We start from the raw sequence: 18,771 nt of genomic DNA, 5'->3' as shown, positions 1-18,771 counted from the left end.
GTTGGTTGAAACTCCCCAACAGCATGTACCGCCCCCGCATTCCCAGTCAACCAACCAGTTGGTTACGCCCCACCACGCGACCTACCCTGTCCCCATGGCACCAGTGAGGGACCCCGAGGCCACCAAGGCCCGTATCTTCGACGCGGCGGTCGCCGAGTTCGCCCGGCACGGCATCGCGGGCGCCCGCATCGACCGCATCGCCACCGCGGCCAAGGCCAACAAGCAGCTGATCTACGCCTACTTCGGCAACAAGGCTGAGCTGTTCAGCAAGGTCCTCGGCACCCGCATGGTCGACCTTGCGGCGGCCGTCCCCGTCGACCCCGACGACATCGAGGGCTGGGTCGACCGCCTCCTCGACTACCACGCCACCCATCCCGAACTGCTGCGCCTGCTCTTCTGGGAGGGCATCGAGTACGGCAGCGCCGAACTGCCCGACGAGTCGGCCCGCCAGGACCACTACGCCCGCAAGGTCGCCGCGCTGGCGGACGGCCAGGCCCGGGGCGTCATCACGGACGCCATCCCGGCCGGCGACCTGCTGCTCCTGATCACCGCGCTGGCCAACTGGATGGCCGTGGTCCCGCAGATGCGGCGCATCCTCGTCGGCACGCGGGACGCCGACCGCGACCGCCTGCGGGACTCCGTCAAGGAGGCGGTCCGCAGACTGGTCGCCCGCTAGCAGCGACCACGGCCGTACGGCGCCGGCGCGGGGCGTCGGCGACCGACGACAACGCCGCAGATGCGCGTGCCGGCCCCGCGACGCCGGCAGGTCCGGGGGAGGGCCTAGTTCGTGCCGATCCGGGCCAGCAGGTCCACGATCCGCGTCTGCACCTCGGCGCTGGTCGAGCGCTCGGCGAGGAACAGCACGGTCTCGCCCGAGGCCAGCCGGGGCAGGTCGGCCGGATCGACCGCGGCCGTGTAGACGACCAGCGGGGTGCGGTTGAGCTGCCCGTTCGCCCGCAGCCAGTCCACGATCCCGGCCCGCCGGCGGTGCACCTGCATCAGGTCCATCACCACCAGGTTCGGCCGGAACTGCCCCGCCAGCGTCACCGCGTCGTTGTCGTTCGCCGCCCGCGCCACCTGCATCCCGCGCCGCTCCAGCGTCGAGGTCAGCGCCAGCGCGATCTCCGCGTGCTCCTCGATGAGCAGCACCCGCGGCGGATGCTGCTCGCTGTCCCGCGGAGCCAGCGCCTTCAGCAGGACGGCCGGATCGGCGCCGTACGCCGCCTCGCGCGTCGCCTGCCCCAGCCCGGCCGTGACCAGCACCGGCACCTCGGCGGCCACCGCGGCCTGACGCAGCGACTGCAGCGCGGTCCGCGTGATGGGCCCGGTCAGCGGGTCCACGAACAGCGCGGCGGGGAAGGCCGCGATCTGCGCGTCGACCTCCTCGCGCGAGTGCACGATGACCGGCCGGTAGCCACGGTCGCTCAGCGCCTGCTGGGTCGTCACGTCCGGCGCGGGCCACACCAGCAGCCGGCGCGGGTTGTCCAACGGCTCCGGGGGCAGCTCGTCGTCCAGCGGCTGCGGACGCGGCGTGTCCGCCACCTCCACGGCCCCGCCGGGACCGTCCAGCGGCTCCGGCCCCTCGGCGGCGTCGGGCCCCGGGGCACCTATGGCGTACGACCGCCCGGCCCCCTCGGTGCCCGCGACCGGCCGGGGCTGCCCGCCGAGCGAGGGCTGCGCCACCGCCGGCTGCCCGGCGAGCGACGCCTGTCCGCCGAGGGACGGCTGCCCGGGCGCCGGTTCGGCCGACGGGTGCGGCCGGGCCGCCTGGTCGGGCTGCGGCGGTGACGGCGGCTGCGCCTGCGGCTCGGGGCGGGTGGCCGGGTCGGGGGGCGTGCCCAGCTTGCGCCGCCGGCCGGAACCGCCCGGCGCGTGCGGCGGCGGGGTCGCCGTCGGCTGCTGCACCTGGGCGGCCTGTCGCGCGAACGGCACACCCTGCCCGAGCGTGCGCACACTGATCGCCCGGCCCTGCGTCGAGTCCGGGTCGACCGGCACACCTGCGGCCTCGGCGGGCAACGGCTGCGCGGCCGCCACGGCGGCCCCGGCGCCCGGCCACTGCTGCGGGGCGCCGGCCACCGCGGCCTGGACGCCCTGCGGACCCACGGGAACCTGTCCGGTCCCGGCGGGCGGGGTGCCGTTGCCCTGCGCGGGTACGGCGGCCTGCCCCGGAACGGCGGCACCGGGCTGCCCGGGAGCCGGCTGGGCGGCCGTGCCCTGCGCGGGAACGCCGGGCGCCTGAGGGTGAGCCGGCGGTACGGCCGTGCCCGGCGGGACCTGCCCGGGGGCGGCCGCCGCCGGAGGGGGCCCCGGCGGGGTCTGCCCGGGCACGGCGCCCGGCGCCACCGCCCGCGCGGCCTCGGCCGGCTGGGCCACGGCCCGGCGCCGTCGGCCGGTCGGAGCACTGGTGGGATGCGGCTGCGGCGGGGTGTGCTCGTCGGCCTGGTCGAGCGGTACGGCGTCGTGCCGGCCGTCGTCACCCGCGAGCCCCTCGCCGGACACCGCCACCGGCCCGGGCACCTGCGCCTGAGCCGGCACCGGAGCTTGAGCCCGACCCGGCACCTGGGCCTGCGCCTGCCCGGCCACCGGCACCTGCCCCGGCACCTGCCCGGGCTCCTGAGCCTGCCCGGCAACCTGCGCCTGACCGGGCAGCGGCCCGGCACCGACCGCCGGACCGACGCGCGGTCCCGCGTCGGCGGCCGTACCCGCACCCGGCACGGCCGGGGCACCGGCGCCCGGCACGGCCGGGGCACCGGCACCCGGCACGGGCGGGGCACCCGCCGCCGGTGCGGAAAGACCGTCACCCGGAGCCACCGGGACACCGGCGTTCGCTCCCGCGGGCGCACTCGCCCCCGGGACCACCGGCGCGGCGGTACCCACGGCGGGGACCACCCCGTTCGCCGGCTCGGCGGGAACCGTCCCGTCGGCCGGCTCGGCAGGCACTGCCCCGCCCGTCGGTTCGCCGGGGGCGCGGTCGGCCTCGGCCGGCGGCAGGGCGAAGACCGTACGCGCGCCCGCCTCCTGCGCCGCGGCCCGCTCCGCCGCGGCGGCCAGCGCCCGCCGGCGCCGTCCGCCCGGCTGCGCGCCCTCCGCCGCGTCCCCACCCTGCGCCGGCTCGCCGCCGGCCGCGGGAAGGGCCGGGGGCAGGGCGGCCTGCGGGGCGTCGGGGTCGCGGCGGGCGCGCCGGCCGGTGGGCGCGGGCACGCCCTGCGGCGGCACGGTGCCACCGAGCCCCGTACCCGCGGCGGCGGCCCCCGCGCTCTGCTCGGCCGCGGTCATCACGGCACCCTCGGCCACCCCCGAGCCGTCACCGGCGTCACCGGTGTCACCCGCGTCATCGGCGGGCCGCCCGCGGCGCCGCCCGGTCCCGCCGGACGCGCCCTCCGCGGTCTCGGCCTCGGCCGGAACCACGGCGGCCTCCTCGGCGGGCGCGCCGGCCCGCCGCCGGCGCCGCCCGGTCGGTACGGCCGCCTCGGCCTCGCCGGAGTCGCCGGTGTCATCTGGGTCACCCGCGCCGTCCGCGTCACCGTCAAGGAAGGCGTCCGTGGAGGCCCGTCGGGCCCGCCGACGACCGCCCCCGGCGTCCTGCTCACCCGTGCCGGAGTCGCCCGGGGCGCCCTCCGCGCCGTCCGGGGCCTGCACCGCGCCCGCGCCGCCGCCGAGGGGCACCTCCAGCACGTACGCGCTGCCGCTCATGCCCGGCACCTCGTGCGTCTGGAGCACGCCCCCGTGGGCGCGCACGATCCCGCGCACGATCGGCTCGTGCACCGGGTCTCCGCCGGCGTACGGGCCGCGCACCTCGATACGCGCGACCTCACCGCGCTGCGCGGCGGCCACGACGACGGTGTTGTCCAGGTAACCGCCCGCCGAGACGGGCGTGTTGCCGGTGGCGTCGACCCCGGCGACGTCCGCGACGAGGTGCGCCAGCGCGGTCGCGAGCCGCCGCGCGTCGACCTCGGCCTCGATGGGCGGGGCGTGCACGGCGAACTGCACGCGCCCCGGACCGATCAGCTCGACGGCCCCGTCCACACCCGCGGCGACGACGGCGTCCAGCATCACCTTCGTACGGGCGATGTCCTCGGCGCCCGCGTCCAGCCGCTGGTAACCGAGGACGTTGTCGATGAGGGTCGTGATGCGCGAGTAGCCGGCCGAGAGGTGATGGAGAACCTGGTTGGCCTCGGGCCACAGCTGACCGGCGTCGTCGGCGGCGAGCGCGGACAGCTCGTGGCGCAGTTCGTCCAGCGGTCCGCGCAGCGAATCGGCGAGCAGCGTGAGCAGCTGCTCGTGCCGCCCGGCGAGTGCCTCGTAACGGTCCTTCTCCCGCTCGGCGAGGGAGGCGTACCGCTCCTCGCCGGCCGCAAGCTCCTCCGCGTGCTGCTCGCGCAGCTCCTCGACCTCGGTGACGTGCTGCTGGCGCAGCGCGGTCAGGTCGGAGGCGTGTTCCTCGGCGAGGCGGTCCAGCTCTTCGGCGTGCGCCGTCTCCAGCGCGGCCTTCTCCTCGACCAGGGTGTCGTACGGCCGCCGGTCGGTGAAGGTCATCACGGCGCCGACGAGCTGGTCCCCGTCCCGCACCGGCGCGGTGGTCAGATCGACCGGCACCTTCTTGTCGCCCTTGGACCACAGCACCTGCCCGCGCACCCGGTGCTTGCGCCCCGAACGCAGGGTGTCGGCGAGCGGCGACTCGTCGTACGGGAAGGGCGAGCCGTCGGCACGGGAGTGCAGCACCAGCGTGTGCAGCTCCTTGCCGCCCAGCTCACCGGCCCGGTAACCCAGTATCTGGGCGGCGGCCGGATTGACGAGCACGATCCGCCCGTCGGTGTCGGTGCCGACGACGCCTTCCGAGGCCGCCCGCAGGATCATCTCGGTCTGCCGCTGCGAGCGGGCCAGCTCGGCCTCGGTGTCGACGGTCCCGGACAGGTCCCGGACCACGATCATGAGCAGCTCGTCGCCGGTGTAGCCGTAACCGTCGTACGCCTGCTGCCCGTTCTCCAGGTTGGCGCTGGTGACCTCGACGGGGAACTCGGCCCCGTCGGTCCGCCGTGCCACCATCCGGGTCGGCTTGGTCCGGCCCCGCGGGTCCATGTGGTCGGGCCGCCGCATCGACCCGGGGATCAGCCGGGAGTCGAACTCGGGCAGCAGATCGAGCAGCCCGCGCCCCACCAACGCCGTACCGGGCGCCTCGAAGGCCTCCAGCGCGATGGTGTTCGCGTTGACGACGGTTCCGTTGGCGTTGACCAGGACCAACGCGTCCGGCAGCGCGTCGAGTATGGCTGCGAGGCGAGCAGCGCCTCGGGATGGCCTGCTGCTCACGAGTCGCCTTCCTCCCTGTTACCGCACCTTGCCGACCGCTCGGGCCATCTTGCCAACCGGCCCGCGACGTGTCACGCGAGGGAGTCTAAGGGCACGGGTCGCGCTCGCGGCGCCGGATGAGAGGGAGGTCCCACGAGGAAGTGACGGCGAACGCGTGACCGCATGGGCCGACTCCGCGAGACCTTCTCCGGACCTTTACGGAACCGATGCGTCCGCCCAGCGCCCCGCGGACCCCCGAGCGGGCCCCTACGACGGGCCGCCCGGCTTCGGCAGCAGCGGCACCATCCGGTCCCACCGTCCGATCTCGCACCCGTTGCCCCGGCCGTACGACGCGTCGACCGGGCGTCCGGCCCAGGTCCCGGTGACCCGGGCGGTGGCCGGGCCGCCGTAGAGCATGGTGCAGGTGCTGTCGGGGGGCACCGGCGCGAAGGGATCCCGGCCCCAGCGCGTGTGCTCGTCCAGCACCCGGCAGGCCCCGGCGGCATCCGGGTGCGTGCCGGCGGCGGGATGGCAGGACACCTCGTACGTCCCGTCCCGCCCGGCCCCGGCGTGCCGGACCACGACGGTGAGGTGGTCCCCCCGGTCCTCGGGCCGCACGGGCGGCGGCAGGGCGCCCGCCGCGGCGGCGGGCGCGGCGGTGAGAGGGGCGAGGGGGACGAGGGGCGCGACGGCGCACAGGGACGTCAGCAGAAGGCGCCGTCCGGCGCCCGGCAGCACAGAGACCATGCCCGGTCCAACGCGGATCCGGCACAGACGTTGCGCCCGACCCCTCCCTCGGCCCTCCTCCGGCCCGCCCCGCCGGGCGAAGCCCTTTGCCCTGCGGCCCGAGTGCCTAGTACCGTGGGGGGCGATTGGTGACGCGGTGCTCGACTGTGTCATCATCTGCACGCACCACTCGCGCGCTCGCGTGAGCGGTTGTGCTGGAGGCGTCGCCTAGTCCGGTCTATGGCGCCGCACTGCTAATGCGGTTTGGGCCTTAAAGCCCATCGAGGGTTCAAATCCCTCCGCCTCCGCCCCTATCCCGAAGCCCCGGTCCCCAGGACCGGGGCTTCGGCGTTCCCAGGGTTCGGGTCCCACCCCCGGGACTCTGGACGTTTTCGCAGGTCACAAGGGGTGTGCGGATCGGATTTCACATGACGGCGGCAGTCATGTAATGTTCTTCCTGTCGCCGCGAGCGGGCCGAAAGGACCGGGAGCGGGGGCAAAACAAAAGAACAAGCACTCGTAGCTTAACGGATAGAGCATCTGACTACGGATCAGAAGGTTGCAGGTTCGAATCCTGCCGAGTGCACAACAGACCAGAGGCCCTGTGGAGTGATTCACAGGGCCTCTGGCTTTTGCCTTGCCGTCAGTGTCTGACGGCAACCGACTCAGTGGGCGGATGCGGAGCCGCTCAGACGGCTACGCGGACGCAGGCCACGCCGTCGTCATCGTCCGGCCCGCTGCCGTCGCCCTCAGCGCGTCGCCGACGCGGTCGAAGGCGGAGCGCTGGGAGTCGAGCCGTACGAAGGTGTAGATGTCCATGGGCCCACGGTTCAGCTCAGGGCCTTACCGACCTCGTAGATCGTGGGTCTGTCCTCGGGCGCCGGGCTGAGCATGGCGTCGATCAGTTCGCCCAGCTCGCCATCCGCCTTCACAGGCCGACGCTTGCCGCTTGCAACTGCCCTTCTCTGCTCAAGGCGCGGTGCGTCGTCCGGATACTCGACAGCCCGCCAGCCCGTGGCGGAGATGAGCAGGGAGGCGCCGAGGGCGTAGACGTCGGCTTCCTGCGTAGGCTCTGCCTCTCCGGTCGCGACCACGCTGCGCGCGATCTCCGGCGCCTCGTAGTGGACGAGGCAGCCGCGGAAGGGGAAGTCGTACCCCTCGGGGACGCGTCCGCCGCGCGCCAAGGCCAGGTCGATGAGGTGCGTCCGCTGCGGCCCGATGATGAAGTGTGCGGGCTGCACATCGCCGTGGGCCCAGCCTTTGCCGTGCAGTTCGGCCAGCGCCTCTACGCAGCCGAGGGCCGCGCTGGGATGAGGTTCTGAACGAGAGTCCGGCTCACGACAGGGCTTCCACAGCTCGTACAGGTCGAGTCCTTCGTGCCACGGCTGGAAGTTCCAGGTGCCCAGCTCCCATTCGCCGTACGCGAAGTCATCGAGGCCGAGTCGGTACAGCACGGCCCCTTCGCGTGCGGGGGCGAGGGCCGTCCAGGGCTGGGCAGGCCAGTCGGCCGTAGCCTCGATCGGGTAACCGACCTTCACGGCGTACTGCCCCCGATGGCTCTCGACCTCCCAGACCATCGAGCCCCGACGATTGACGACCAGGCGCTGGGCCTCGGGCTTCAGTGCGTCGAGCACGACGATCGGCAGTTCAGGGGGTGTCCCGGACAACGTCTGTTCTCCTTCCGGGCGACGCGGCCGACCCCGCATCGAGGCCGGCCGCGTCGCTGGTGTCGTGTCGCTATGCCTGACCGTACGGACGGCCGCAGTCCGAGTCGCACTGCGCCAGGTTCGTGCCGTCCACGGTCCAGAGGTCGTCGAAGACCATGAACCCGGTCGCCTTCATCGCGTGGGCGGAGGCGGCGACCTTCTTCGGGTCACGGGGCCCTCCGCCCGGCTTCGGGTTGTGGTGGAGGAAGCGGCCGGCGGACCGCTCGCACAGGTCGGCGTACTCCTTCGTGTGCAGGATGAGCGCGTGCAGACCGAGGTCCACGTCGTCCGACGGGACCATGGGAACGGTCGCGGTCGCGGCGGTGACCACGAAGGCCACCGCCTGGTCCGCGATCCGCTCGGCCCGCTCGCGGGACTGCCCGTCGTGGACGATCACGAAGTGGGTGAGGCTGTCGAACAGCTCCTCACCAGCCACTGCGCGACCGGTCTTCTGGTCGTTGGCTGTTGCCGTCATGCGAATACTCCTTGAGTGTCACTGTGCTCTGGCACTTGCGCCCGCATCGGTCGCCGAGGCACGGCCTATGGCGACCGGGGGATGGAAGGCCGACCCCGAACGGGGAAGGGGAGCCAGGGAAGGTGGCACCCCGTGCCGGGCTGCCGGTCTACTGGCTGGTGCCGATGGCCATGCCGATCACCGGGCCAGACGATCCGCTGATCATGATGATGAACAGGACCCCGGCATACCGGCCGATGGCGCGCATCACAGGCCGTCCCGGCTGTTGCCGTTCTTGATGGCCAGGCGGGCGCTCAGTTCTTCCCTCGGGGTCGGGGCCACCACGTTGTCCGGCAGGGCATCCCACTCGACGCCGCCGCCGACGGGCCTTATCTGCACCCTGGCGCCGACCTCGCCCATGACGACGCCGATACGTCCACTGGCAGTGTCCTTCGCCAGTTCACCGATGCCTGGTCTGGTCTGCTGGTTGCTCACCATGCGGACGAGCATTCTGCCGCTCATCAGGACGTCGGAACCTCCGACAAACCCCACTTCGGGACGTCCCGCGTCGAGTAGAACGTCCCTAGTGCCGTCCCCGGGTGTCAGGAGAGATTGGGATGCCGAACGAGAGGTTACGTGCTGCCATGGCGGCCGGCGGCTGGACGTATGCCGCCCTTGCGGACAAGGTCGAAGTCGACCCCAAGTCCGTTGAACGGTGGGTCAATCTGGGGCGTACGCCGCGCCGTGCCACAGCCATGCTGGCAGCGGAAACACTAGGAGAAGACGTGCACGCTCTATGGCCCGCGCTCCGGCAGGCGCGTCCTGCCCGCGCTGTCAGTCCGGAACTTGTGGCCCTCTACGACCAGCGGGCGGACATCCCCGTGTCGACCTTCGTGGACATGCTGACCCAGGCCCGCGAGCGGATTGACGTGTTGGTGTACGCCGCCGTCTTCCTGCACGAGGCGTACCCGCGACTCAATGACCTACTGCGAGAGCGGGCGGACGACGGGTGTGTGGTCCGTATCGCGATCGGCGACCCGGACAGTGCGAATGTCCAACAGCGCCGCGCGGAGGAGAGGTTCGGCCACGGGATCGAGTCCCGTTGCCGACTCGCCCTCATGCACTACCGCCCGCTTGCCGGGGTACCTGGCATCGAGGTGCGCACCCATGCCACCACGCTCTACAACTCGATCTATCGTGCGGATGACCAGGCACTGGTCAATACCCATGTCTGGGGCGTGAACGCCTATGGCGCTCCCGTGTGGCATCTCCGGCGCAGCGGGAAGGGCGGCATGTTCGACACCTACACCAGCAGCTTCGACGCGGTGTGGGAAACCGCGACGCCGGTTCGAGAGGGGTGACCATGGCACGGACCGAGTACTACGACGACCCAGCGGCACCGGAGCCGAACAGCCTGGTTGTCGCGGCGTCCGCCGTGGTCACCGACGACGAAGGGCGCGTACTCCTTCAGCGCCGCCGGGACAACGATCTCTGGGCGCTCCCGGGTGGCGGTATGGAGATGACCGACTCACTCCCGGGAACGGCCGTCCGCGAGGTGAAGGAAGAAACCGGTCTGGACGTGGAGATCACCGGGCTCGTGGGCACGTACACCGACCCTCGCCACGTCATCGCCTACTCGGACGGTGAGGTGCGCAGGCAGTTCAACGTCTGCTTCACCGCCCGCGTGGTCGGTGGCCGGCTCGCGATCTCGGACGAGTCCACGGAGCTGCGGTTCGTCCGGCCGGAGGAGATCGACCAACTGCCGATGCACCACACGCAGCGACTGCGGATCCGCCACTTCCTGGAACACCGGGAGCGGCCCTACCTCGGGTGATCTGACCTGGGACACCCGCGAAGGTGCGAGTCGGTGCCACCGGCAAACCTGACGGCAACGACGGCACACAGAGACCGTTGATCACGACCGTCAGCGATCAGCCGGGAGGAAGGCGGAGCCTCCGCTGGCCAACCTGCCCGATCCTACGGATCAGAAGGTTGCAGGTTCGAATCCTGCCGAGTGCACACAGACAAGAGGCCCCGGATAACTCCGGGGCCTCTTGCGTTTCAGGGGCGAGTGCGGCCACCTCTTCCTCGCCGGCACGTGTGGCGCGTGTTCCGGAGCGGGATCACCCGGAGGCCGCGGGACGTAGCGCAGTGGTCGACGCGAGCGGTCTCCAGAACCGCGGGGTCCGCGGCCTGCGCCATAGTCCCGAGGTGGCTCCCGGGGACCTTTGTGCCCACCCCCCTTGACCGCGGACCTCGAAGGTTCTCTGACCGGTCTCTCTCCGCCGGGCAAGCTAACAGGGGGCACTGACAACGGTGCCGCGGCCGGGAGTTGGCCCCGGATCATTCCGGGGTCCGGCGGGTTCGGGGCTGCTCAGCACTCCTCGTCCGGGTCGTTCCGGTTCAGCTTCTCCAGGTATTCGTGCGCCAGGTCAGTGGCGCGGGTGAACCAGTCGGTGATGATCGCCAGTTCGGCCGGGGAGTAGTCGGCGAAGAGGGCCGTCAGGCGCTTGTAGTGCCCCGCGTACACCGCCTCGACGCGGGTGACGGCGTCCGGTACGGCGGCCACGCGGACCCGGCGGCGGTCCGTGGGGTCGGGGAGGCGGGTGACGTAGCCGGCGCGTTCCAGGCGGTTGAGGATGCCGGTGACCGCGCCGGTGGTGACGTGGGCGCGGGCCGCGAGGTCGCCCGCCGTCAGCAGGTCGTCGCCGGCCTCCAGCACGAAGCCGAAACAGGTCAGGTCGGTGACGGTCAGTCCCAGCCGCCGGGCCAGCTCCTGCTGTCCGATGAGGTGGGCGGCGATGAGGTGGTCCATCGCCGACAGTGCCTGGGCCGGGGTGGCGGGCGGGCGCGGCGTGCCGTGCATCTTACGTAATCCCTTAGTTCGTGAGATATTCGGAGTGAAAACTTCTTAGTTCGTGAGGTACTCGGGTATTCGTTTCGTCGCTGGAGGCGGCTCCATGAGTCTGTACGACGAGGGTCACACGATCGCCGGCTGGACCGGCTTCGGCATCGCGGCCGTGGGCGGCGCTGTGGCCGGGTGGGGGGTGTGCGCGGCCTCGCTGCCACTGGTCACCGGCGGACTGGCCGTCGTCGCGGTGAGCGTTCTGGTCACCTGGGCCCTCCATCTCTCCGGCTGGGGCAAGCCTCCCGGCGTGCGGCCGCGCGGGCAGTGGGGGATGCGGGTCCGCGACGCGCAGGCCCGCGAGGGCCACGCGGGATGCGTCGGCTGCCGGCTCGCGGGGCGGGGCCGGGTGCGGCGGTCCGGGGTGCCGACGCCGGAGACGGTCCCTGCCGGATCGGTCCCTGCCGGATCGGCCCCCCTGTCCCCTGTCGAGTGAACGAGCTCTCTCCGCACGGCGATTGCGTCTCGCCGGCCCCGGCTTCCGGCGTGGAGGTGATGCTCGACGGACGGGCGGAACGACACCCCGCCGGAACAGCCGGCGGGGCGCGGGCAGGACGCGACCGACATCGACGGCTTCGTGTTCGCGGCCACGGGGACGCGGGGACGGAGGCTGACGCTGCCGGACGGGGAGCACGGGTTGTCAGACCCACCCTCTACCCTCACGAGTGATGGCACAGGTCTGGAGGTGCACGGGACTGCGGTGGGCGGCAGGTGGTCCGGTGCTGGAGTGGGACGGCGGGCGGCGTAGTGCGCTGCCCCGGGGGAAGCGGGTCGCGTTCGGCGTGCCGGAGGGGGGTGTGCGCGGGTGTGTGGGGGCGCGGGGGCATGCCTGTGCGGTGGGGGCGGTCGTGCCGGGACGGAGTACGGGGGCCCGGTGCGAGGAGTGTGCGCGGCTGGACCGGGCGCACTCCGTGGCCGCCGACACGATCGCCGACGATCCTCGGCAGTACCGCGTGTACCTGGCGTGGTTCGGGCCGGGCATGGTGAAGGTCGGCATCACCGCCGTCGAGCGGGGCCCGGCGCGGCTGCTGGAGCAGGGGGCCGTGAGCTTCAGCTGGCTGGGCACCGGCCCGCTGATGGCCGCGCGGCGCACCGAGGAGTTGCTGCGGGCCGCGCTCCGGGTGCCGGACCGGATTCCGTACGCCGAGAAGCGGGCGGTGCGGGCCGCCCTGCCGGCGACACGGGAGGAGCGGGCCGCCGAGGTGCGGGAGCTGCACGCGCGGGCCGTCGCACTGGCCGGATGGCCGGAGACCCTCCGGCCGGAGCCCTGCGAAGTCGTGGATCACGTGCGGGCTTTCGGGCTGGGAGGGCCGGAGACGTTCGGCGGACTCGGCGATCCCGTGACAGCCTTCGACGCCGGGCCCGCGCCGTTCGGTGAGGTCGTGGAGCTGGTGCCCGGCGCCGGCGTCGGTGGGGAGCTGGTCGCGGCGGCCGGCCCCGATCTCCATCTGGCGGTCGGCGATCGTGGGGTCGTCGTCCTCGACACCCGGCTGATGACCGGCTGGGAGCTGGTGCCGCCGGGGCCGGCGGACGCCGGATGCGGGTTTCCCGTAAGGGAGTTCAGGCGGGAGCCGGACGGGTTGTTCTGACCCGGGGATTCCCTGGGAGACACCTGTGCGTTTCTCAGGGAAATCACAGATTCGTGAAAGCGTGCTCTCAGAGGACCCCGACAAGGTGTCCAGCATGACCACGACCTCGCCCCAGGGGCGCACCGAACTGCTCAGGCCGGACGGGAGCCCCGTCCGGGTGCTTGTGGTGGACGACGAGCTGTCGATCACCGAACTGCTGAGCATGGCTCTTCGTTACGAGGGCTGGCAGATCAGGAGCGCGGGGGACGGCCAGGGGGCCCTCCGGACGGCCCGCGAGTTCCGGCCCGACGCCGTCGTGCTCGACATGATGCTGCCCGACATGGACGGGCTCGCCGTCCTCGGCCGGCTGCGCCGCGAACTGCCGGATGTGCCCGTGCTGTTCCTGACCGCCAAGGACGCGGTGGAGGACCGTATCGCCGGGCTCACCGCCGGCGGCGACGACTACGTCACCAAGCCGTTCAGCCTGGAGGAGGTCGTGGCACGGCTGCGGGGGCTCATCCGCAGGTCCGGGGCCGCCGACCGGCGTTCGGACTCCGTGCTCGTCGTCGGGGACCTGACCCTGGACGAGGACAGTCACGAGGTCTCGCGGGCCGGGGACTCCATCCACCTCACCGCGACCGAGTTCGAGCTGCTGCGCTTCCTCATGCGCAACCCCCGGCGGGTGCTCAGCAAGGCGCAGATCCTGGACCGCGTGTGGTCGTACGACTTCGGCGGTCAGGCCAACGTGGTCGAGCTGTACATCTCCTACCTGCGGCGGAAGATCGACGCCGGGCGGGAGCCGATGATCCACACCCGGCGCGGCGCCGGTTATCTGATCAAGCCCGCCGTGTCATGAGCGGGCGACGACGGCCGCGTCCGCGGCGGCGCCCGAATCGGCGGGCGGGACAGCCGCGCACCCTGCGGACCCGGCTCGTCGTCGCGTCCGTGACACTGATCGCCGTGGTGTGCGCCGTGATCGGTACGGTCACCACGCTGGCGTTGCGCTCGCACCTGTACGACCAGCTGGACGGCCAGGTGGGGGAGGCCGGCAAGCGCCTGTCGGGACCCATGCGGCCCGGCGGCATGAGCGACTCCGGACTGACGGACCGGCTCACGGGCTTCGTCAAGGGGCCGACCCAGCCGGGGACCATCGCCGCCGAGGTCGCCGCCGACGGCACGGTCACCCGGGCGGTCTTCGCCCGGCAGGCCTCCGCCGACAAGGGCCCCTTCCAGCGCAACGACGCCGTCGCCCTCAGCGACGCCCAGAAGGCCGCCCTGGGCAGGGCGCCCACCACGGGCACGCACACCGTCGGGATCCCTGGCCTGGGCGACTACCTCGTGCGGTACGTCAACGGGACCGAGGGCACCTACTACGTGGCCCTGCCGACCGAGACGGTCGGCAACACGATCAACACCCTCGTCCTGGTCGAGATCAGCGTCACCGCCGCCGGGCTGGTCGCCGCCGCCATCGCCGGGTACGTGCTGGTCGGCCTCGCCACCCGCCCCCTGCGCAGGGTCGCCGCGACCGCCACCCGGGTCTCCGAACTCCCCCTGCACGCCGGCGAGGTGAACCTCAGCGAGCGGGTGCCGGACTCGGAGTGCGACCCGCACACCGAGGTCGGCCAGGTCGGTGCCGCGCTCAACCGCATGCTCGACCATGTGCACGGCGCCCTGCACTCCCGGCAGCAGAGCGAGACGCGGGTACGGCAGTTCGTCGCCGACGCCAGCCATGAGCTGCGCACACCCCTCGCCTCCATCCGCGGGTACGCCGAGCTGACCCGGCGCGGGCGCGAGCAGGTCGGCCCGGACACCCGGCACGCGCTCGGGCGGATCGAGTCCGAGGCCGGGCGGATGACCCTTCTGGTGGAGGATCTGCTGCTGCTGGCCCGGCTGGACGCCGGCCGGCCGTTGCAGTTCGAGCAGACCGATCTCATCCCGCTGGTCGTGGACACCATCAGCGACGCCCGCGCGGCCGGCATGGGCCACACCTGGCGGCTCGACCTGCCCGACGAACCGGCACCGGTGTCCGCGGACGCGGCCCGGTTGCAGCAGGTGCTGGTCAACCTGCTGGGCAACGCCCGCACCCACACCCCGCCCGGTACGACCGTCACCGCGCGCGTGCAGCGGCGCGGGCCGTGGATGTGCGTGGAGGTGGAGGACAACGGGCCGGGCATCCCGGCGTCGCTGCTGCCGCATGTCTTCGAGCGGTTCGCCCGCGGCGACTCGGCGCGCTCCCGGGCCACCGGGTCCACGGGGCTCGGGCTCGCCATCGTGCAGGCCGTGGCCGCCGCGCACGGCGGTGCCGTGACCGTGGACAGCGTTCCGGGCCGCACGGTGTTCACCGTGCACCTGCCCGCCCTCGCGCCGGCCGTACCCGGCCCGGCGGCCGGGGCGAGTTGGTCCTCGCACTCGCCGGCACAGCACGACTCACAGGCCCAGCACAGTGCCACCACATGGGTGCGACAGGGCGGTTGACGAGAGTCGGGGCATGCGAACCGACTCTTCTCCCGGCACTTTGCCGGCGCGGGAGCACCTCCCGGCCGCAGCCGCCGGAACGCCTGTCCTGGACGTAGTGATCCCCGTCTACAACGAGGAGAAGGACCTCCAGCCGTGCGTCCGCAGCCTGCACGCGCACCTCACGCGCACCTTCCCGTACGCGTTCCGCATCACGATCGCGGACAACGCCTCCACGGACACCACCCCGCTGGTGGCGGCGCGGCTGGAGGCGGAGATCCCCGAGGTCGTCCACTTCCGCCTGGAGCAGAAGGGGCGGGGACGGGCGCTGCGGACGGTGTGGTCGGCGTCCGAGGCGCCGATCCTCGCCTACATGGACGTCGACCTGTCCACCGACCTCAACGCCCTGCTGCCGCTGGTGGCGCCGCTGATCTCCGGCCACTCGGACCTGGCGATCGGCTCCCGGCTCGCCCGCACCTCCCGGGTCGTACGCGGCCCCAAGCGGGAACTGATCAGCAGGGCCTACAACCTGATCCTGCGCGGTTCGCTCCAGGCCCGCTTCTCGGACGCGCAGTGCGGCTTCAAGGCGATCCGGCGCGATGTGGCGCAGGTGCTGCTGCCGCTGGTGGAGGACACCGGCTGGTTCTTCGACACCGAGATGCTGGTGCTGGCCGAGCGGGCGGGCCTGCGGATCCACGAGGTGCCGGTCGACTGGGTCGACGACCCGGACTCCACCGTGCACATCGTGAAGACGGCCACCGACGACCTCAAGGGCGTGTGGCGGGTCGGCAGGGCCCTGACCACCGGTTCGCTGCCGCTGGACCGGCTGGCCCGGCCCTTCGGTGACGACCCGCGCGACCGCGACCTGACCAACGTGCCCAAGGGGCTCGCCCGCCAGCTCGTCGGCTTCTGCGTGGTCGGCGGCCTGTCCACCCTCTTCTACCTGCTGCTGTACAGCGTGTTCCGGCAGTTCACCGGCTCGCAGTTCGCCAACGCGCTCGCGCTGCTGGTCTCCGCGGTGGCCAACACGGCAGCCAACCGCCGGCTTACCTTCGGCGTGCGCGGCCGGGGCGGCGCGGTCCGGCACCAGGCACAGGGCCTGGTGGTCTTCTGCATCGGCCTCGCCCTGACCAGCGGCTCGCTCGCCGCCCTCGGCGCGGCGGGCGGCAGCCCGGCGCACTCGACCGAGCTGGCGGTGCTGATCGCGGCCAACCTGGCGGCGACCGTGCTGCGCTTCCTGCTCTTCCGCGCCTGGGTCTTCCCGGACCGGGGGGAGCCGGAGCCGTCCCCGGCGGCCACCGCGCACACCCTGCCCGCACCGGCGTACGGCCCCGCGACCCCGTACGCCCCCCTGCCGCACCGCCCGGTACCGCACCGGCAGCAAACGCCCCGGCAGCAGACGTACCACCAGCAGCAGACCTTCGCGCGGGTGCAGCCCGTGCGGCACGACATCGACCCTGAGGACGCCCGATGACCAGTACGACCGTCTGGGGACCGCCCCCGGCCGCGCCCCCGCACGCCCCCGGGACCGGTGCGGCCGAGCTGCCCTTCCCGCGCAGGGTGTGGCGCGGCCGGCCCGAGGACCCCCGCTGGGCCCGCCCGGCCCTGCTCGGCCTGCTGGCCACCACCCTCCTGGCCTACCTGTACAACCTGAGCGCCTCCGGCTACGCCAACTCGTTCTACTCGGCGGCCGTCCAGGCGGGCAGCGCGTCCTGGAAGGCGTTCTTCTTCGGCTCGCTGGACGCGGGCAACGCCATCACCGTCGACAAGCCGCCGGCCGCGCTGTGGCCGATGGCGCTGTCGGTGCGGATCTTCGGTCTCCACTCGTGGGCGATCCTCGCGCCCGAGGTGCTGATGGGCGTGGCGACGGTCGCCGTCGTGTACGCGGCCGTGCGCCGCAGGTTCAGCCCCGCGGCCGGTCTGATCGCGGGCGCGGTGCTCGCGCTCACCCCTGTCGCGGCGCTGATGTTCCGGTTCAACAACCCGGACGCCCTGCTGGCCCTGCTGACGTCGATGGCCTGCTACCTCGTCGTCCGGGCCGTGGAGGACGGCCGTACGAAGTGGCTGGTGTGGGCCGGGGTCGCGATCGGGTTCGCCTTCCTCGCCAAGACGCTCCAGGCGTTCCTGATCCTGCCGGCGCTGGCGATCGTGTACGCGGTGTGCGCGCCGGTGTCGTGGAAGAAGCGGTTCGGGCAGCTGGCCACGGCCACGCTCGCGCTGGTCGTCTCCGGCGGCTGGTGGGTCGCGGTCGTCGAACTCTGGCCGGCCTCGTCCCGGCCGTACATCGGCGGCTCGCAGAACAACAGCTTCCTGGAGCTGACCTTCGGCTACAACGGGCTCGGCCGGCTGAGCGGCGACGAGACCGGCAGCGTGGGCGGCGGGGGCGGCGGGGGCGGCACCGGCATGTGGGGCGCGACCGGCTGGAACCGGATGTTCAACTCCGAGGTCGGCGGTCAGATCTCCTGGCTGCTGCCGGCGGCACTGATCCTGCTCGCCGCCGGTCTGGTGGCCACGCGCCGGCTGCGCAGGACGTCGGTCACCCGCGCCTCGTTCCTGGTCTGGGGCGGCTCGCTGCTGACGACCATGGTGGTCTTCAGCTACATGGCGGGCATCTTCCACCAGTACTACACCGTGGCCCTCGCCCCCTACCTCGCGGCCGTCGTCGGCATGGGCGCGGGGCTGCTGTGGGAGCGGCGGCGGGAGCTGTGGGCGTCGATCACCCTCGCCGCGTCCGTGGTCGCGGCGGCGGCCTGGGGGTACGTCCTCCTCAACCGCACCCCCGACTACCTGCCCTGGCTGAAGTGGGCGGTCCTGGTCGGCGGGCTGACCGCGGCGCTCGGCCTGGTCTTCGCGGGCCGCCTCACCCGGCGACTGGCCCTCGGCGCGGCGGCCGTCGGCCTGGTGGCCGCGCTGGCCGGACCGACGGCGTACACCCTGAGCACCCTCCAGGAGGGCCATACCGGTTCGATCGTCACGGCCGGCCCGGCGGGCGCCGGGATGATGGGCGGCCGGGGCGGCGGTCCCGGTGGCGGTATGCGGGGCGGCTTCGGCGGCGGCATGCCGGGTGGCCAGAACGGCCGACAGGGTCAGCAGAACCAGCAGAACCAGCAGAACCAGCAGAACCAGCAGGGGCAGCAGGGGCAGCAGCAGAACCAGCAGGGCAACGGCTTCCCGGGCGGCGGCATGCCGGGCCAGAACGGCCAGAACGGCCAACAGAAGGGCACCGGCAACGGCTTCGGCTTCCCCGGCGGCTCCCGGATGGGCGAGCGCGGTGGCGCGGGCGGCGCCGGTGGCCTGCTGAACGGCGCCAGCGTGACGTCCCAGGCCAGGAAGCTGCTGGAGAAGAACGCCGGGGCGTACACCTGGGTGGCCGCGTCCGTCGGCTCCCAGAACGCGGCCAGCTACCAGCTCGCCACCGGCGACCCGGTCATGGCGATCGGCGGCTTCAACGGCACCGACCCCTCCCCGACACTGGCCCAGTTCAAGAAGTACGTCGAGCAGGGCAGGATCCACTACTTCATCGCCGGCGGGGGCATGGGCGGTGGACGCAGCGGCGGTACCGCCTCGCAGATCAGCTCCTGGGTGCAGAGCACCTTCAAGAAGGTGACGGTGGGCTCGGCCACGTTCTACGACCTCACGCAGAAGAACGACGCCTGAGGCGGCCCGACCGCAA

The 18,771-nt window shown here is 72.8% G+C and carries 16 protein-coding genes and 2 tRNA genes; 11 read left to right on the top strand and 7 right to left on the bottom strand.

Features of this window, described 5'->3' with window-relative positions; translation table 11 throughout:
• Nucleotides 1-94 precede the first annotated feature (94 nt).
• Nucleotides 95-676, top strand: coding sequence for a TetR/AcrR family transcriptional regulator (locus ACZ3ZD_RS32950; protein WP_467405585.1), 582 nt, complete (start codon nucleotides 95-97; stop codon nucleotides 674-676).
• 104 nt (nucleotides 677-780) lie between these two features.
• Here the strand turns inward: ACZ3ZD_RS32950 and ACZ3ZD_RS32945 are convergent, their stop codons facing one another.
• Together ACZ3ZD_RS32945 and ACZ3ZD_RS32940 are read right to left on the bottom strand one after the other, a co-directional pair.
• Nucleotides 781-5,307 carry a hybrid sensor histidine kinase/response regulator gene (locus ACZ3ZD_RS32945; protein ID WP_467405582.1) on the bottom strand — a complete coding sequence of 1,509 codons (4,527 nt, stop codon included), beginning with the start codon at nucleotides 5,305-5,307 and terminating at the stop codon, nucleotides 781-783.
• Nucleotides 5,308-5,553: 246 nt separating this feature from the next.
• Nucleotides 5,554-6,033, bottom strand: coding sequence for an SSI family serine proteinase inhibitor (locus ACZ3ZD_RS32940; RefSeq protein WP_467405579.1), 480 nt, complete (start codon nucleotides 6,031-6,033; stop codon nucleotides 5,554-5,556).
• A gap of 196 nt (nucleotides 6,034-6,229) precedes the next feature.
• On the opposite strand from ACZ3ZD_RS32940, the gene ACZ3ZD_RS32935 reads away from it, so the two are divergent.
• Both ACZ3ZD_RS32935 and ACZ3ZD_RS32930 read left to right on the top strand, forming a co-directional pair.
• Nucleotides 6,230-6,320 (top strand) — tRNA-Ser (locus ACZ3ZD_RS32935).
• Between the two features lie 204 nt (nucleotides 6,321-6,524).
• Nucleotides 6,525-6,597: transfer RNA gene (locus ACZ3ZD_RS32930), tRNA-Arg, on the top strand.
• Nucleotides 6,598-6,707: 110 nt separating this feature from the next.
• Here ACZ3ZD_RS32930 and ACZ3ZD_RS32925 read toward each other — a convergent pair.
• The 4 genes from ACZ3ZD_RS32925 to ACZ3ZD_RS32910 form a co-directional block, all read right to left on the bottom strand.
• Nucleotides 6,708-6,830 (bottom strand): hypothetical protein, encoded by a 123-nt coding sequence (locus tag ACZ3ZD_RS32925; protein WP_467405576.1) that lies wholly within the window; start codon nucleotides 6,828-6,830, stop codon nucleotides 6,708-6,710.
• An 11-nt stretch (nucleotides 6,831-6,841) separates the two neighbouring features.
• Entirely contained in the window at nucleotides 6,842-7,678 is an 837-nt protein-coding gene (locus ACZ3ZD_RS32920; protein WP_467405573.1) for a protein kinase family protein, read from the bottom strand.
• A gap of 70 nt (nucleotides 7,679-7,748) precedes the next feature.
• Entirely contained in the window at nucleotides 7,749-8,192 is a 444-nt protein-coding gene (locus ACZ3ZD_RS32915) for a glycine-rich domain-containing protein (RefSeq protein WP_467405571.1), read from the bottom strand.
• A 246-nt stretch (nucleotides 8,193-8,438) separates the two neighbouring features.
• Nucleotides 8,439-8,681 (bottom strand): hypothetical protein, encoded by a 243-nt coding sequence (locus ACZ3ZD_RS32910; protein ID WP_467405700.1) that lies wholly within the window; start codon nucleotides 8,679-8,681, stop codon nucleotides 8,439-8,441.
• A gap of 107 nt (nucleotides 8,682-8,788) precedes the next feature.
• Here ACZ3ZD_RS32910 and ACZ3ZD_RS32905 point away from each other — a divergent pair, with 107 nt between their 5' ends.
• Both ACZ3ZD_RS32905 and ACZ3ZD_RS32900 read left to right on the top strand, forming a co-directional pair.
• The gene (locus tag ACZ3ZD_RS32905; protein WP_467405568.1) at nucleotides 8,789-9,532 is read left to right on the top strand and encodes an XRE family transcriptional regulator; all 744 of its coding nucleotides are present in this window, start codon (nucleotides 8,789-8,791) and stop codon (nucleotides 9,530-9,532) included.
• A 2-nt stretch (nucleotides 9,533-9,534) separates the two neighbouring features.
• Nucleotides 9,535-10,005, top strand: coding sequence for an NUDIX domain-containing protein (locus ACZ3ZD_RS32900; protein WP_467405565.1), 471 nt, complete (start codon nucleotides 9,535-9,537; stop codon nucleotides 10,003-10,005).
• A 540-nt stretch (nucleotides 10,006-10,545) separates the two neighbouring features.
• Here the strand turns inward: ACZ3ZD_RS32900 and ACZ3ZD_RS32895 are convergent.
• On the bottom strand, nucleotides 10,546-11,037 hold the full coding sequence (locus ACZ3ZD_RS32895) for a MarR family winged helix-turn-helix transcriptional regulator (protein WP_467405561.1): 492 nt from the start codon (nucleotides 11,035-11,037) through the stop codon (nucleotides 10,546-10,548).
• 94 nt (nucleotides 11,038-11,131) lie between these two features.
• On the opposite strand from ACZ3ZD_RS32895, the gene ACZ3ZD_RS32890 reads away from it, so the two are divergent.
• From ACZ3ZD_RS32890 to ACZ3ZD_RS32865, 6 genes are all read left to right on the top strand, one after another.
• Nucleotides 11,132-11,512: an HGxxPAAW family protein gene (locus tag ACZ3ZD_RS32890; RefSeq protein ID WP_467405556.1), complete on the top strand. Its 381-nt coding sequence runs from the start codon at nucleotides 11,132-11,134 to the stop codon at nucleotides 11,510-11,512.
• Nucleotides 11,513-11,744: 232 nt separating this feature from the next.
• Complete coding sequence (locus ACZ3ZD_RS32885) at nucleotides 11,745-12,665, top strand: DUF2797 domain-containing protein (RefSeq protein WP_467405552.1); 921 nt, start codon at nucleotides 11,745-11,747, stop codon at nucleotides 12,663-12,665.
• A gap of 94 nt (nucleotides 12,666-12,759) precedes the next feature.
• On the top strand, nucleotides 12,760-13,500 hold the full coding sequence (locus ACZ3ZD_RS32880) for a response regulator transcription factor (protein ID WP_467405548.1): 741 nt from the start codon (nucleotides 12,760-12,762) through the stop codon (nucleotides 13,498-13,500).
• Complete coding sequence (locus tag ACZ3ZD_RS32875) at nucleotides 13,497-15,119, top strand: ATP-binding protein (RefSeq protein WP_467405545.1); 1,623 nt, start codon at nucleotides 13,497-13,499, stop codon at nucleotides 15,117-15,119. Before ACZ3ZD_RS32880 ends, ACZ3ZD_RS32875 begins: the two co-directional genes overlap by 4 nt.
• Nucleotides 15,120-15,132: 13 nt before the next feature.
• The gene (locus ACZ3ZD_RS32870; protein ID WP_467405543.1) at nucleotides 15,133-16,572 is read left to right on the top strand and encodes a bifunctional glycosyltransferase family 2/GtrA family protein; all 1,440 of its coding nucleotides are present in this window, start codon (nucleotides 15,133-15,135) and stop codon (nucleotides 16,570-16,572) included.
• Complete coding sequence (locus tag ACZ3ZD_RS32865; RefSeq protein WP_467405540.1) at nucleotides 16,569-18,755, top strand: ArnT family glycosyltransferase; 2,187 nt, start codon at nucleotides 16,569-16,571, stop codon at nucleotides 18,753-18,755. The genes ACZ3ZD_RS32870 and ACZ3ZD_RS32865 overlap by 4 nt, the downstream gene beginning before the upstream one ends.
• Nucleotides 18,756-18,771: the final 16 nt, after the last annotated feature.

Source organism: Streptomyces sp. NPDC023481 (genome assembly GCF_055560195.1).
This window is presented reverse-complemented; position numbering and strand designations above follow the sequence as displayed.